Origin of the sequence: Rhodococcus sp. IEGM 1366, from assembly GCF_033142425.1 — a bacterium.
Taxonomy (GTDB): Bacteria; Actinomycetota; Actinomycetes; order Mycobacteriales; family Mycobacteriaceae; genus Rhodococcus_F; species Rhodococcus_F globerula.
In genome coordinates, this window is sequence record NZ_JAWLRZ010000003.1 from 269923 (window position 1) to 284603 (window position 14681).

General features: G+C 61.4%; 12 protein-coding genes and 1 pseudogene. 1 reads left to right on the top strand and 12 read right to left on the bottom strand.

Features of this window, described 5'->3' with window-relative positions:
- Nucleotides 1-8 precede the first annotated feature (8 nt).
- On the top strand, nucleotides 9-737 hold the full coding sequence (locus R4P64_RS11030; protein WP_033232627.1) for an IclR family transcriptional regulator: 729 nt from the start codon (nucleotides 9-11) through the stop codon (nucleotides 735-737).
- Here the strand turns inward: R4P64_RS11030 and R4P64_RS11035 are convergent.
- The 12 genes and pseudogenes from R4P64_RS11035 to R4P64_RS11090 form a co-directional block, all read right to left on the bottom strand.
- On the bottom strand, nucleotides 731-1453 hold the full coding sequence (locus tag R4P64_RS11035; RefSeq protein WP_317820733.1) for a hypothetical protein: 723 nt from the start codon (nucleotides 1451-1453) through the stop codon (nucleotides 731-733). The genes R4P64_RS11030 and R4P64_RS11035 overlap by 7 nt on opposite strands.
- Nucleotides 1454-1463: 10 nt before the next feature.
- Nucleotides 1464-2303, bottom strand: coding sequence for an ATP-binding cassette domain-containing protein (locus R4P64_RS11040; protein ID WP_051730357.1), 840 nt, complete (start codon nucleotides 2301-2303; stop codon nucleotides 1464-1466).
- Nucleotides 2300-3349 carry an ABC transporter ATP-binding protein gene (locus R4P64_RS11045; protein ID WP_033232362.1) on the bottom strand — a complete coding sequence of 350 codons (1050 nt, stop codon included), beginning with the start codon at nucleotides 3347-3349 and terminating at the stop codon, nucleotides 2300-2302. Before R4P64_RS11045 ends, R4P64_RS11040 begins: the two co-directional genes overlap by 4 nt.
- A complete protein-coding gene (locus R4P64_RS11050; RefSeq protein WP_080711646.1) occupies nucleotides 3333-4223 on the bottom strand; it encodes an ABC transporter permease in 891 nt (296 codons plus the stop codon). Before R4P64_RS11050 ends, R4P64_RS11045 begins: the two co-directional genes overlap by 17 nt.
- Nucleotides 4220-5161: an ABC transporter permease gene (locus R4P64_RS11055; RefSeq protein WP_033232363.1), complete on the bottom strand. Its 942-nt coding sequence runs from the start codon at nucleotides 5159-5161 to the stop codon at nucleotides 4220-4222. Before R4P64_RS11055 ends, R4P64_RS11050 begins: the two co-directional genes overlap by 4 nt.
- Nucleotides 5162-5295: 134 nt before the next feature.
- Complete coding sequence (locus R4P64_RS11060; protein WP_141486526.1) at nucleotides 5296-6876, bottom strand: ABC transporter substrate-binding protein; 1581 nt, start codon at nucleotides 6874-6876, stop codon at nucleotides 5296-5298.
- Nucleotides 6877-7072: 196 nt separating this feature from the next.
- A complete protein-coding gene (locus tag R4P64_RS11065) occupies nucleotides 7073-8080 on the bottom strand; it encodes a nitronate monooxygenase (protein ID WP_317820739.1) in 1008 nt (335 codons plus the stop codon).
- A complete protein-coding gene (locus tag R4P64_RS11070; protein WP_317821090.1) occupies nucleotides 8080-9525 on the bottom strand; it encodes an acyl-CoA carboxylase subunit beta in 1446 nt (481 codons plus the stop codon). The genes R4P64_RS11065 and R4P64_RS11070 overlap by 1 nt, the downstream gene beginning before the upstream one ends.
- Before the next feature lie 90 nt (nucleotides 9526-9615).
- A pseudogene (locus tag R4P64_RS11075) lies at nucleotides 9616-11250 on the bottom strand (class I adenylate-forming enzyme family protein); the annotation flags it as partial.
- A gap of 259 nt (nucleotides 11251-11509) precedes the next feature.
- Nucleotides 11510-12937, bottom strand: coding sequence for an amidase (locus R4P64_RS11080; protein ID WP_219110850.1), 1428 nt, complete (start codon nucleotides 12935-12937; stop codon nucleotides 11510-11512).
- Between the two features lie 181 nt (nucleotides 12938-13118).
- Nucleotides 13119-13667, bottom strand: a complete 549-nt coding sequence (locus R4P64_RS11085; RefSeq protein ID WP_317820741.1) for a GNAT family N-acetyltransferase — start codon at nucleotides 13665-13667, stop codon at nucleotides 13119-13121.
- Nucleotides 13668-13699: 32 nt separating this feature from the next.
- Nucleotides 13700-14551, bottom strand: coding sequence for a LuxR C-terminal-related transcriptional regulator (locus tag R4P64_RS11090; protein WP_317542499.1), 852 nt, complete (start codon nucleotides 14549-14551; stop codon nucleotides 13700-13702).
- Between the last annotated feature and the right edge of the window lie 130 nt (nucleotides 14552-14681).

A 14681-nucleotide genomic window follows, 5' to 3' on the forward strand; every position in this document is an offset into this window, starting at 1 on the left:
CAGTAGGGGTGATTCAGATCGCAGTCAAGACAATCAGTGGACTCACGCGCGGACTCCGCGTCATCGAAGCCATTGCTGCCCATCAGCCAATCGGCTTGACCGCGCTTTCACGGCTACTCGAGGTCGACAAAAGCGCAATGCAACGCACCCTGGCAACCCTCCATGAAGCGCAATGGATCCACCCTGTCGGCGAGGCTCCACCCCGCTGGGAGCTCTCCACCCGTTGTGTTGTCGTAGCCGGACAGGTCTACAACGGCTCGTCGCTGGCTGCCCGAGCACAACCCGTCATGACCAAGATCCGGGATACAACCGGCGAGACAGTACATCTCGCTGTCGCGGAGGAAGAACACATGATCGTCCTCGGGGTGGTTGAAGGTACCCACATGGTTCGGACAGGCCTGAAGCCCGGGCAGATACACGTACCCGAGACAAGTGCAGCGGGACGGGTCATCCACGCGTACCAGTCGCAGGAAGAACGCATGAACAGCTCGGGTCAGCCCGATCTCCTCCTCGCAGATGCCGAGTACCAGGAGATTCGCAGGCGTGGATGGGCCGCAAGCGAGGAAGCCGTCCAGCAAGGATCAACCAGCCTCGCCGCAGCGGTGCTGGATGCGTCGGGATCGCCACTGGCTGCGATCGTAATCAGCGGGCCGGCGACTCGACTCACCGAGGAGTACTTCGCGCGGTACGGCGAGCTGCTCCGATCGGCGGCGGATCAACTCGGCGGCTCCTACTGAGTGGGCTCACTCAGCGTCGCGAAGACAACCAGGGCCAGGTTCGTGCGATCGGACTGTCCCGAAAGCCCCTCCAGTGCAACAGCAGACTCGAACGGAATGAGACTTCCCGACGGCAATGTACGGTCGCCGAACGCAACACTGCCGGACAACACAACTGCATACCCCCGACCCACACATTCAGCGAGTGCATCGGCGGTCAATACCCCACCGAGGTCGAGCGCAATACCGAATGCTGCGGCGCCACGTCTGGTACGGGCCAGTAGATCCAGCTTTCCCGTCTCTCCTGCGGCGTCGTCGATCGCACAGGTGAAATGTTCGCCGGCTCGCGTCTCACCTTTGACGCGTGATTCCGGCATGTAGTTCAATCCAGCGGCGGGATCGAGCCGAAGGGTGAAGTACGACAGACCGTCGGGAGCGTCGGCGAAGATCGGCCCGTACACCGTGTACGCATCGCTGTAATGCACAGTGCCCACGCCGATGGCGTGCCTACCGAGGCGTCCACTGCCGTCGAGAACTACCTGAAACTGATCCACCTCGTGATAGTGGGGCCGAAGCTTTTCCGCCTTCTGGCCGACAAGATACGCCTGAAAGCCCCCGGTTGCCGAACCGTCGGAGTGCTCCCCGAGATAGTCACTCATCAGGAAGTCGCCGGACTCCGTGGTACGCAATATGGTTCGAGACTGTGCGGGTGCCACTGCCATCGGTGCCGATGTCATCGAATTCTCCTCAACTGACAGGTTCGGCTCGGACGCCCTCGAATTCCTGCCCACGGACAGATCGTGGAACGGGTACCGGAATAGCGTCGAGCAATGTTCGGGTGTACTCCTGCTGCGGGCGACGGAAGATGTCCTCCACCGACCCACTTTCCACAACCTCACCGCGCGCCATCACCAGCACACGATCGGCGATCACTTCGATCAACGCCAAATCATGACACACGAACAGATACGCAAGACCCAACTCCTCCTGCAGATCCCGCAACAAGTTCAGCACCTGAGCACGCACCGAAACATCCAGCGCAGCAACAGGTTCATCACAGACGATCATCTTCGGATTCAACGTCAACGCCCGAGCAATAGCAACACGCTGAAGCTGCCCACCGGAAAGCTCCGCCGGATACCGGCCGAAATAACGCGAACCGATCCCCACCTTGTCCAACATCGCCGTCGCCAACTTCTCACGCTCACCCCGACCCATGTCGGTATGCACGATCAGCGGTTCCACCACAGCATCAACAACGGTCATCCGCGGATTGAGAGAACTGTGCGGATCCTGGAAAATCATCTGCATACCGCGGCGCATCGAACGCAACTCGGCAGGTTTTGCGGCCCGCACGTCAACGCCATCGAACGTGATCGAACCGGTATCCGGTTCGATCAACCGCAAGGCAATCCGGCCCACCGTCGACTTACCCGCACCCGACTCCCCGACCACGGCAAGACATTCACCGGCTTCGAGACTGAAACTGACGTCCTTGACCGCATGCGACCACTTGGTGCGACGGCCCAGAAAATCGCGGCCCGATGCAAACGACTTCGACACGTTCTTCACTTCGAGAAGACTCATCGCACACTCACTCCCTGCAGATCGAGGTCCTGCACACGCAGGCATCGCGCCTCTCCGGTCGGAACCTGCGCCATCGCAGGATGCTCCACATCGCACAGTCCCGGCGCCACATGCGGGCACCGCGGCGAGAACCGGCACCCTGTCGGCCAATCGGCCGCCGCGGGAATCCCGCCCGGGATCGCATGCAGCCGACGATCCGCATTCAGTCCCGGCTGCGGAATCGAAGCCAGCAAACCCGACGTGTACGGATGCTGGGGACGGAAGAACACTTCTTCTGCCGCAGCGTTTTCCGCGATCTCACCGGCATACATCACCACCACCCGCTGACACAATTCCGCCACCACCGCAAGATCGTGACTGACGAACAGCAACGCGACACCGGTCTGCTCCTGCAAATCCCGCAACAGATCGAGGATCTTCTCCTGCACCGTCACATCGAGCGCAGTGGTCGGCTCGTCCGCGATCAGCAACCGCGGATTACATGCCATCACCATCGCGATCATCACACGCTGACACATGCCACCACTGAACGCGTGCGGATAATCGCCTACCCGCTCCTTCGCCCGGGGAATCTGCACCAATTCGAGCATCTCCACCGCCCGAGCCATTGCTTCCTTGCGGCTCAAACCCAAGTGCTTGCGCACGGATTCAGCGATCTGATCACCGACCGTGTAGGCCGGATTGAGGCTGCGAATAGGCTGCTGAAAAATCATGCCCATCCCGGTCCCGCGGAGCTTGCGCCACTCCCGCTCCGGAACCTTCGTCAGATCACGACCGTCGAATTCGATGGAACCCCGCGAAATCCGGCCGCCGGTAGCCTGCGTCAAACCCATCACCGCAAGCGAGGACACCGTCTTGCCTGATCCGGACTCACCGACCAACGCCACCGACTCGCCGGCACCGACGTCGAACGAGACACCTTCGACCGTCGTCTGCCAACCGCCTCCGCCGCTGGGGAATTCGATGGTCAGATCCCGAACCCGCAACAGTGGTTCAGTGCTCGCATCGAACTGCTCTTTACGCATCAGATCAGTCATTGTCACCATTACGACTCCGTAGCAAAGATCGGCGAACACCGTCGCCCAGATAGGTGAAGGACAGGACCGTCAAGAAGATCATCACGCCGGGAGGCCACACCAGGTACGGCGCCAGCTGCATATTCGACGCCGCGGTGCTGAGCATCGAACCCCAACTCGCCGCCGGAGCCTTCGCCCCGAGGCCGAGGAAACTCAGGCTCGCTTCCGCCGCAACCGCAGCACCGAGAGAGACGGAGATGACCAGTACCACCGGCGGCATCACGTTCGGAAGGATATGCCTGATAATGGTTCTGCCCGGACGGCAGCCCAACGCGATTGCGGCCTCGATGTACGTCTCGTGCCGCACATCCATCGTCGATGCCCGCGCAACCCGGAAAAACCTGGGCGCCATGACCAAACCGATGGCAAGCATCGCATTGGTAATTCCCGAACCGAGGACCGCGACGATCGTGATCGCCAGCACCAGTGACGGAGCCGACATCAACGCATCCATCACCCGGGTGATCAGCGAATCGACCCAGCCGCCGCGATAACCGGCGATGACACCGAGTGGAAGCCCCAGGATCAGCGCCACACTCACCGCCTGCAACGACGCCGTCAACGAAATCCGCGCGCCGTAGATCAACCGGCTCAACACATCTCGGCCGTAATCATCGGTGCCGAGCAGATGATTTGCACTCGGCGGCTGCAATCGGTTGACCAGGTCCTGCACGTACGGATCGTGCGGCGCCAGAATCGGAGCGAACACCGCCATGATCACCAGAAGCAGGATGAAAATACCCGCCACCATCGTCACCGGCTTACGCAGAACAGCCTTCAAGCCTTGGCCCCTCGCAGGCCGCTCCGCCGTCTCGGATGTGGTCACTACCTTCGGATCAGTCATGCGCGAACCTTAGGGTTGAAGTAGCCGTAGGAAATGTCGACAAGCAGATTCACCAGCACCACCACCACGGTGGTGAACAGGACAAACCCGAGCAACACCGGAATATCGTGGTTCTGGACACTGTTCACGGCCAGGGAGCCCAACCCCGGCATGCTGTAGATGATTTCGATGGTCACCGCCCCGCCCAGCACTTCCGCGACACGGAAACCGAGCACCGTGACCACCGGGATGCACGCGTTCTTGAGTCCGTGCTTGAACACAACACGTCCGCGCCCGAGACCCTTCGCCTCCGCGTTGAGGATGTAGTCGCTCTTGAGTACCTGCCCGAGCGACGACCGCAGCTGCAACGTCACCTCCGCCGCAGGCAACAACGCCAACGCAGTACCCGGCAAAATGAGGTGCTGAATCCACGGCACAAACCCGTCTGAGAGTGGCGCATACCCGAAGGCCGGGAAGATCTGATTGGTCACCGCGAATACCGACACCAGCACCAGACCGAACCAGAACGCGGGAATCGCGATCGCAATCGACGCCACCACATTCACCAGACGATCGACAATTCCGCCGGGACGAAGCGAGGCGACAACACCCAAGATCAACCCGATCGTCACCGCAAGCACCATCGCAAAAACAACCAGCGACAACGTCGTCGCCATCCGGCGGAAGATCAGCTCCGTCACCGACTGATTCGACAGAAACGACGTACCGAGATCACCCTGCAGAACACCGCCCACCCACCGGACGTACCGCAGAAAGATGTTGTCGTCCAAGTGAAGTGTCGACCGGATTTCCGCCAACCGCTCCGGAGTCGGATCATCACCGGCAAGAATCGCAGCCGGATCCCCCGGCGCCAAATCGATCAACAGAAAAATCATCAAAGGCACAATCAACAACAGCGGCACCGCCGCCAGCAGCCGTCGCCCCGCGTAACGCAACATAAGCACCCCTCACCGGCGCTTACAGCCGGTCTTGTCGGCGGTTCCCCTTCGCAGGTGATGCGTCTGCGTGAATTCTTTGTCGCATCACCTGCGAAGCAGATCGGTCTATCAGCAAGATTTCTGAATCTGCAGTGCTACTTGGTCATTCCGACGTAGCGCAGATCGAAGATTCCGGTGTCAACCCACGGGATGTTGTCGGCGTTGACTACCTTGTCACTGAAGATCGTCGCGTTCGTCTGATTGCAGATCGGGACGAACATGGCCTCGGCCAGTGTCTTCGACCAGATCTCGTGGTACAGCCCGGCCCGCTCGTCCTGCGACAACGTCGGGTTGGCAGCCTTTGTCGCCAGTGCGGCGATCTCGGGATTGCCGTTACCGAAGTCGTAGGGACCCACGACAAAGGTATTGACGGTCTCAGCGGGGTCTACCTTGGGGCTGAAGCTGTTCGACACCATCGACTGGAAGGTGCCGGCGATGTAGCCGGGCTCGTTCTGGGTATTCGGAACGGGATTGAGCTCCGCCTCGAATCCTGCTGCTGCCAGCGAGGACTGGATAACGTTGGCAGGCTTTTCGGTATTTGTTCCGGCACCGAAGGTCAGTGTGATCTTGGCTCCACCGGCACTGGAGACCAGGCTCTTGGCCTTGTCCACGTCGAAGGTGTACGGGTACTGGTACGACGGGTCGGCCGCCCAGCTCGATTCCGGATACATCTGTCGGTACGGGGTGCAGGTTCCCGAGAAGAGCGCGCTGATGGCCTCGGGATCGATGGCGTGTGCAACAGCCTGGCGCACTTCGGGTTTCGCGAGATCGTCACGCGCTCGCATGAAGACACCAAGCACATTGCGGAACTTCACCTTGTCGATACCCAGCACGTTGCGGTCTGCGAGCGACTGCGCCTGAACGATCTCGTTGGCCGAGCTCACCCAGCTGATATCGGTGGCGGCGGTCTGCATTCCGTTCAAACGCGTTGTCGCGTCCGGCATGGTCTTGAAGCTGATGCCACCGAGCAGTCCGGCCGCTGGATCCCAGTAGTCGCCCTGTGCACGAGTAACCTCGAGAGATTCCTCGGGTACGTAGTTGGTGACGGTGTACGGTCCGGATCCGCTCTGGCCCGGATCGTTTCGGATGTCCGTGCCGGCTTCGATGGTCTTGGGGCTGACCATCATGCCGACATTGGTGCTGAACAGCCCGGGTAGCTCCACACCGGAACCCTTGGTCAAGTTCAGCCGAGCAGTGGTCGGGTCGACAACATCGACGGACGTAATGTCGTCGAGTGCGGCGACAACAGTGCTGCCTGCCATCGTCTTTCCACGCTGGACGTTTGCGGCGAGGGCGGCGGCGTCGAACTTGGTGCCGTCGTGGAACGAAACGTCGTCTCGCAATTTCAGCTCGAGATAGCCACCGTCAGAGGAAAACTCCCACGACTCCGCAAGTCCCGGAACAAGATTTCCCTCCTTGTCCACCATGGTCAAGCGATCGAACATCGGAGTCAGATATCCCCAACCGCCGTAGCTGGTCTGGAGGTACGGATCGAGGTTTCGGGTCGGCGCAGACGCGGTGACGCGAAGTACGGCCGCTCGGTCGATATCTGCGGCCGATGCAGTGGAGCCGCCTGCAGTGCTGGTGCCGCCGCCCCCGCCGCATCCCGCGACGGCCAAGGCAGCCACCAGCGACACTGCGGCAATTTTGCCTTTGCCGTTCCATTTTCCGCTCATCGAATTCCCTCTCGAGATAGATCAAAGTCGGCGAGAAACCCCACGCACACGGTCTCTTCGGCTCACAGGCAGACTAACCCGGATATGTCTATTAGGTATACGTTTTTTCGGAACTAGTTTTGACAATGGCAACCTGCACAGGAGTTATCCATCCTTGTCCCGATCACCGGGAAGGTGACTATCGAAAAACGTCTGCTCAGGAGTCTGCGTTCGCTGCTCGTCGTTGCTCCAGCACCGAACGTGTTCTCGCTCGGGCGTCCTCGTACTCTGCGACTGTTTCGCGAACTACTTCCGAAAGGGGGCTGCGTCGTTTCACCCCCGACACCGAATGGCCCGCACTCCAGACGTCGGTCCACCTTCTCGGCCCCGGTTCTGATGACCCCGGTCCGAACAGCTCGGCCGATTCTTTCACGGAGATCTGCTCGTTCAGTGTGTCGGGATCAAGCCCCTGCGCTCTGATGGACGGAGCAAGCATGTTCGTCCGCAGTCCGGTGAAAGCGTTGGTCAACACCACGTCATCCATCGTGCTCTCGACCAACATGTCCTTGTACTGCGCCGACGCCGAACTCTCGTCGCTCGCGATGAAACGTGTGCCCATGTACGCCGCGTCGAAGCCTGCCACCTCGGCAGCCCACAACGCCTGCCCGTCGGAGATTCCACCTGCGAGAATGACTGTGCCGTCGAAGAACTCACGGACACCACGGATGAAGGCAAACGGGTTCATCCACCCCGTCTGCCCACCCGCTCCGGCCGAGAGCAGCACGAGTCCGTCCGCACCGGCTTCAACAGCCTTTTCGGCATGAAGAAGTGTGCCGACGTCGGCAAAGACTGCGGCACCGATGTCGTGGAGCGGTCCGATGATCGGGGCCGGTGAGCCTACGCTCGCGATGACCATTTCCACTCGGCGGCGAACCAAGCACGCAACGTCGTCTGCCAGTCGCGGCGCTCTCATGATCAGATTGGGGCAGTACGGTGCCAGTTCTCCGCCGCTCTCCTCATGGGCACGATCGAATGTCGCCAGCCACGAATCGAGTTCCTCTGCCGTGCGCGCGTTTGCCGTCGGGAAAGCGCCGACGATACCCGCCGCGCAGGCTGCCGACACGAGGTCCGGCCCGCTCACTCTCAGCATGGGTGCGGCGATCAGCGGGATCCGCAGTCGAGCGCCGAATCTGGTCCGAAAGCCCGGTGGCACGTCGGATTTCACTAGGGCAAGTATCCGGTGTGCACCACCGGGGCAACCGGCTCCGCATCTCGCCCACTCGACAGCCTCAGCGCACCGAGCAGCGCGTTGCGTAGTTCGCGTGGATCGATGACGTCGTCGTACGTCACCGAACTTGCCAGACGCCACGGACCTGCAGCCTCGTTCTCGATCAATGCACGCTGTGTCCGCTCGTCCGCCTTCGAGGTGCTCCCACCCACGGCAGCCGGAATACCTCCCAGCATCCCTCCCGGAAACGACAACGACACGGTTTGATTGTCGAAAGCATTCTGACCCATGACCGAGCCCCCGAACCCAAAGGCCTTGCGCACTGTCACATGCATTTTCGGCACGGTGGACCGATGCTGCGCCGCAAACATCCGAGCACTCGCCCGCAGTATGCCGTCCCGTTCGGACTTACTTCCAGCAAGAACGCCCGGGTTGTCGGCCAGGAAGATCAACGGGATATGGAAAGCGCCGGTCATCTCGATGAACCGGCAGGCCTTTTCCGCCGCGGCCACATCCAACGCACCGGCAAGCACCAGTGGCTGATTGGCGACAACGGCGACAACCCGGCCACCCATCCTTGCCAGTATCGTGATGACAGAAGAACCGTGCTGCGGTTGCAGCTCGAACAGGGTGCCCTCGTCCACCATCACGGACAACACATCGTGCATGTCGTACGGGATACGAGGATTCGGCGGAACTACGTCGAGAAGAGAATCGAGGGAGCGCGGCGCCGCAACCGAAGTGTCAGGATCCGCCAGTGGCGCGCGACTCCACGCGTTCGACGGGAAATAGGACAGGTATTTACGCGTCAACTCGAGCGCCGAGTCTACGTCCGCCGCAACATTGTCGGCGATTCCGCTCATCTCAGCGTGCACGGCGCTACCGCCGAGGTCTTCCTTTGTCACCTTCTCGGCGAGCGACGCCTCCACCAGCGGTGGGCCGGCTGTGAACATCGCGGCGTGGTCTTTGACCATGATGACAAAATCCGACATCGGTGCAGCAAGAGCCCCGTGCCCAGCCGAGGGTCCACACACAATCGAAACCGTCGGGACCAATCCGGCAAGCTCGGCCATTGCCTGCAGATCGTTGGGCGCCGGCCGGTGCGGGTGCAGTGCGTTGGTTGCCCTGTGCCCGGCACCTTCGAGCATCATCACCAGTGGAGTGCGCTCGCGCTTGGCGAGTTCTGCGATCCGGGCGCGCTTGGTGGCCGCTGCCGTTCCGATGGATCCGCCGGCAACCGTGAAATCCTCCGAACCGACCAGCACCGGACGGCCGTCGACAAGTCCGGACCCCGCAACGAAGGCGTCGGACGGGATCGACGCGTCGCCGGCCAGTACGCCGATTTCCTGAAATGTATCCTCGTCCAGGAACTTCGATACTCGTTCGCGCGCATCAACGCGCCCGAACCGCCGGTACCGCAGTAGCTTGTCGGGGCCACCCATCTCCTGTGCAGCCCGGCGACGCTCGTCGAGTGCCGTCAGCAGCGAAGTCCACGCGTGACGATTCTCCGAGACTATCGCCGGTTCGCCGTCAACGTCGAGTTGTTTACGCACGACCTTTCCGGTTGCATTGCGCGGCAACGGTTCTGTGGTCAATCGCCATCGGGAAGGCACCTTGTACTTAGCGAGACGCTCCCGCACGTACCCGAGCAACTCTGCCTCCGAGACGGATCCCGGCTCCTCGACCACAACAATTGCGGCCACTTCTTCGCCGTAGTCCGCGTGGGGAATTCCGATCACCGCGCATTCCTGCACCGACGGGTGCTCGCTCAGGACGTTCTCGACTTCGACGGGGTAGACGTTCTCCCCACCACGCAGAATCAAGTCCGATCTACGACTGCTGACGCGGAGGTGACCGTCGGCCATGAATCCCAAATCGCCTGTACGCAGCCATCCTTCATCGTCGAGCGCGGCGGCCGTCGCGGCATCGTTGTTCCAGTAGCCCACCATCACGTGCGGTCCGCGTAGGCAGATCTCACCCTCGTAACCGTCCGGGAGCCGATGACCGTTGTCGTCCCGGATCTCGACGCTCATCGTGACGACGGGGCGGCCCACGGAATCCGGGTACTCCTCCAGATCGGCGGCTGTCGCCAAGGTGGCTCCTGTCGACGACTCGGTGAGCCCGTACGTCGTCCCCAACGAACGCCCCGCCACCGGCAGCAGTTCGCGAACCTTCTCCTTCAGAGCGGTTGACGACGGCGCCGATCCCAGTGACATCGTCTTGAGCGAGGATAGATCGTATCGAGACAGATCACCATGTGAAACAAGGCGATTCGCCATGGTCGGCACAGCACCCCAGTTGGTGACCTGCTCGCGCTCGATCAATCGCAGCACGCGCTCGATCTCGAATCGCCCGCTGTAGATAACTGCGGTGTCCCCGATCGACAACCGTGGCACGGCAAGGTTGTGCAGTGACGCGATGTGGAACAGTGGATTCGACAGCAGAAACCGGCGGTTCGCGGGTGGGTTTCCGAAATGCGTTGCCAAGGCGTCGTTGAATCGATGAAAGTCGTTTGCCGTGATGATGTTCCGGTGCGAGTGCGTCGCACCTTTCGGCCGTCCGGTTGTGCCACTGGTGTACAAGATGACGGCAGGGTCGTCCTCGTGGATGGGGCAGGTCGACAGTTCCGCGTCGGTGTGCAGCGTGGACAAGCGAGGTACGTCGACTTCGGTGGACAGCACCGGCACGCCGACCTCACCGAGCAGTTCTCGTCGTTTTGCATCGGCGACAACAAGTTTCGGAGTGGAGTGCTTCATGCCGTAGTCGATCTCGGGAGCGGACCACATCGAGTTCATCCCGACCGCTATCGCCCCGAGGGACGTCGCCGCCCAGAAGGTGATGATCCACTGTGCGTTGTTCGCAGACAGTATCGCCACGCGGTCGCCCTTGCCGATCGAGTACGTGCCTCGCAACTCCTCCGCCAGTGACGCCACGCGCGCGAAGTGATCGGTGAAGGTAATCCGCAGTTCGTCGCACACCAGATACTCGGTGTCGCCATGCTCGACCGACGCGGCCAGAAGCTCACGGAGCGTGTGCGTGCGATTCTTGAACACCGGCATGACGTGCCCGCGCACGGATTCTTCAGCCACCTCGAACAACTGCCCCGGGCCTGTCAGTTCTGCCACGGCCAGAGAGCGCCGATATGCCATGTCCGGTTGAACGACCATCCTTGATCCATTTCTGTGACAACGCAGTTCGATCGCGCTGGGCGGCCCCGCCGGTGTGGATCGGAGCCTGTTCGCTCCACACCGACGCAACTACTCACCACCGCTCATTGTGGATACTACGCAGAAAAGTCGTTCGATATGCGATATTTCGATTAGAAATACTTTTTGAATTTCCGCGGGCTCGTCGAACGCCTCCACACACGACAAAGCGGCCCGGCAGCGGACATGAAACCACCGCCGGACCGCTGCTGTCGCACTGTTATCCCTGGGTCGGCGGCCACACCGGAGCGATGGACCATGGACGCGCCGTTTCGAGTTGCGACGCAACCTGAATCAGCACATCTTCGCGCCCGAAGGCGGCAACCAACTGGACGCCGATGGGCACACCGGCCGAGTCATGACCCATCGGCAAGGAAATCGCCGGCTGACCAGAGCTGTTGAACGGACTGGTCAATCCGCTGTATCCGGCCGAGTGCTCCCAGATCGACATGGGATTTGCCGTATCGAGGAGACCAAGCGGAGCGGCCGGGCGAGCCATCGTCGGGGTCAGCAACAGGTCGTGATCGACGAAGAACGCACCGATCACCTGTGCTGCTCGCTCGAGTTCCTGCAGTGCCTTGACGACGTTGGTCGCAGTTTCGGACTTCGCGCGGTCGTAGATCATCCGAGCCATCGGTTCGAGGTCGTCGTCGCGGATTGCGCGGTTCACGGCCTCGAGTCGTGCATCGACCTCGATGGTCATCGGTATGCCCATCAACACGGAAAGCCCGGAAGTCAGTGCATCGAGCGGAAAGTCCGGGGCGCCTTCGGAAACATGGTGGCCGAGTTCTTCGAGCAGACCGGCGACGCTCGAGGTGACGGCCGCACACTCCGGGTCCACCGGGGTGCCGTCCGGCAGCGCGTTGCTCAGCGCAATCCGCAAGCGTCCGGGATCCGCGCCCACTTCCTCGACGTACGGCCGCTTCGGCGCCAGGATCACGTACGGATCGCCCACAGTGGGTCCAGCAGAAAGATCGAGGAGCAGAGCGGTGTCGCGCACACTGCGAGTAAGCGCGTGGTGAACACCCATCGGCGACGCAAACAGAGTTCGTGCCGGCGCCGTCGGGGTACGACCACGGCTCGGCTTGAGACCAACCAGGCCGCACGCAGACGCCGGGATGCGGATCGAGCCGCCGCCGTCACTGGCATGGCCCGCGGGCACGATTCCCACTGCAACAGCTACAGCCGTGCCTCCCGACGACCCACCGGGTGAGCGATCGAGGGCGTAAGGGTTGCGGGTAGGGCCGAACAGTGCAGGTTCGGTACTCGCATTCTTGCCGAACTCCGGAGTGTTCGTCTTACCGACAATCACCAGCCCGGCACGACGGTATCGCTCGACGAGCGCCGAATCCTCCTGCGCCACAGCGTCGGCGAACAAACGAGATCCGTTGGTACTCGGCAGACCCGCGACATCAAGTCCGAGGTCCTTGATCACGAACGGCACGCCCTGCAGTGGGCCTTCGGGAAGACCGGCAGCGACCTCGTTCCGAGCTTCGTCGCGGCGTTCGCTGATCACTGCATTGACGGCCGGGTTCCGCTCGTCGAGGCGGTCAAGGCTGAACTCCAGGACCTCCTTGGCGGATACGTCCCCCTTGCGAATCGCCCCGGCCAGGCCCGTCATGTCACTGTTGTCGAACAAATCCTGCATCGATGCCCTCATCACTCGTGTGCTGCTTGTGCGATTGTGAGGTCCGTCATATCAACCACAACGGCGGCGGGTCTCGAGGATTCCGCTTACCGGGACAAGCGCGATGGCGGATGGCAATCAAGCAGGCCATCGCCGGTAAGGGTTCGTGAAGGCCGAAAATAACTTTCACGTCCCAGATCGGCTACGCGTCGGATTTCCCGGCCGGCCCGGGCAGCGCTACGACGGGAAACTGAAAGAACGCACAGGTAACACCCTTGTACTCGCGCATGTCCACAAAATCGAAGCCAACCTTCTCGAGCACCCGCATACTCGCTCGATGTCCGGCCTCTACATGCGCGCACAGGCTACGCGACGGCAGGTCGAATGCCGGATATTCGAAGTGCCAGTCCACCAACGCCGACGCAACCTCAGTGGCAAATCCGCGTCCCCACTGATCTCGCCGAAAGGCATACGCCAGTTCACGACTCGAGTCGAATTCACCGAATCCTGCCCGGCCGATCATTTCGCCGGCGCGGTTCTCCACGCGCCACTTGATCCAACCCCGAGTTCTCTGTTCATCGAGATACCCGTCCAGCCGCGACTGCGCCTCGTCCCGAGTATCTGGTCGTCCGTACCCGATGAACCGCATGGTCAGGGCATCAGCGTGTAGCGCAGCGAGGTCCTCGAAGTCGGACGGGAGCCAAGTCGTCAACGTCAGTCGTTCGGTATTCAGAATGATGCGACGACCCATGCCGGTATCTTTGCACCTCTATTTGTGCGTGATCACAGAATCAGACCGTGACGACGAGCTTCGACAACCGCCTCATGACGACTTCGCACATCGAGTTTGGCCATGAGATTGCGCATGTACGTCTTGACGGTTTCGACGCTCAAGGACAGGCGCTCCGCGATTTCGGCGTTGCGCAGCCCCAACGCGACGTACCTCATCACGTCGGTTTCGCGCGGCGACAGCACTATCGCACTCACGATCTCTGCAGGCGCCGTCAAGGCCCGAAGTTTTGCCTCGACGGCGTGAACCTGCGCACTGAGATTCTCGTCCTGCAGACCTGCCGCGATCTCACCCAACGCGAGGAAACTTTCCGTCAACGTCTCCGATATTTTTGCCTCACGGCTCGAAACCTGTTCCACCGCAGCAGTGTCGATCATCGCGACACGACGATCAACCTCGTCGCGGATCTCGATTTCGCGGGCCAGCGAGTACGACGCACGCATCATCTTGTCTGCAACAACATCTCCGATCGGCAGGTTGGCGCGCAGTCCGCCATAGAGCGCGCCGCGGGTTTCCCCTCGAACGACCACGGGAACCGCCATCAACGATTCGATTCGCTCGGTGCCGACCTCGTAGTCGTAGTCGTGGGTGATCTGAGACGAATTGGCGTAGTCCTGCACCACAGCTGTGCGCTGCTCGGCGATAGCCCGCCCACCGAGTCCGCATGCCGCGTTGATCTCGAGGTTGCGCAGCAGAGTGCTGTGCGTCCCGACGTAGCTGGTGATGGTCAACGAGTTGCCGCTCACTCCCCCGCCGAACAGGACCGGCAGTTCCGTCTGCGGCTGCAGCCGGCGCAGCGCCGCCCGCAACGCGTCGTCGTCGCTCGGCCTTAAAACCCTGTTCACGTGCACTCCTGGTCGGGGAAAACGCGGATACCCACTTCGTAGGGTAGCGGCTGGTGGGCTGGCCCAATATCGTCCAACACGAGCGTTTGTAGCGCCGATCACATTCACCGTGACGGGTGAGCTGCAACGT

Coding starts and splice junctions, on each gene's coding strand:
- R4P64_RS11045 (WP_033232362.1), bottom strand. CDS start 3,349: ATGGTGACAATGACTGATCTGATGCGTAAAGAGCAGTTCGATGCGAGC.
- R4P64_RS11055 (WP_033232363.1), bottom strand. CDS start 5,161: ATGTTGCGTTACGCGGGGCGACGGCTGCTGGCGGCGGTGCCGCTGTTG.
- R4P64_RS11085 (WP_317820741.1), bottom strand. CDS start 13,667: ATGGGTCGTCGCATCATTCTGAATACCGAACGACTGACGTTGACGACT.
- R4P64_RS11070 (WP_317821090.1), bottom strand. CDS start 9,525: ATGGGTGGCCCCGACAAGCTACTGCGGTACCGGCGGTTCGGGCGCGTT.
- R4P64_RS11080 (WP_219110850.1), bottom strand. CDS start 12,937: ATGCAGGATTTGTTCGACAACAGTGACATGACGGGCCTGGCCGGGGCG.
- R4P64_RS11050 (WP_080711646.1), bottom strand. CDS start 4,223: ATGACTGATCCGAAGGTAGTGACCACATCCGAGACGGCGGAGCGGCCT.
- R4P64_RS11060 (WP_141486526.1), bottom strand. CDS start 6,876: ATGAGCGGAAAATGGAACGGCAAAGGCAAAATTGCCGCAGTGTCGCTG.
- R4P64_RS11035 (WP_317820733.1), bottom strand. CDS start 1,453: ATGACATCGGCACCGATGGCAGTGGCACCCGCACAGTCTCGAACCATA.
- R4P64_RS11040 (WP_051730357.1), bottom strand. CDS start 2,303: ATGAGTCTTCTCGAAGTGAAGAACGTGTCGAAGTCGTTTGCATCGGGC.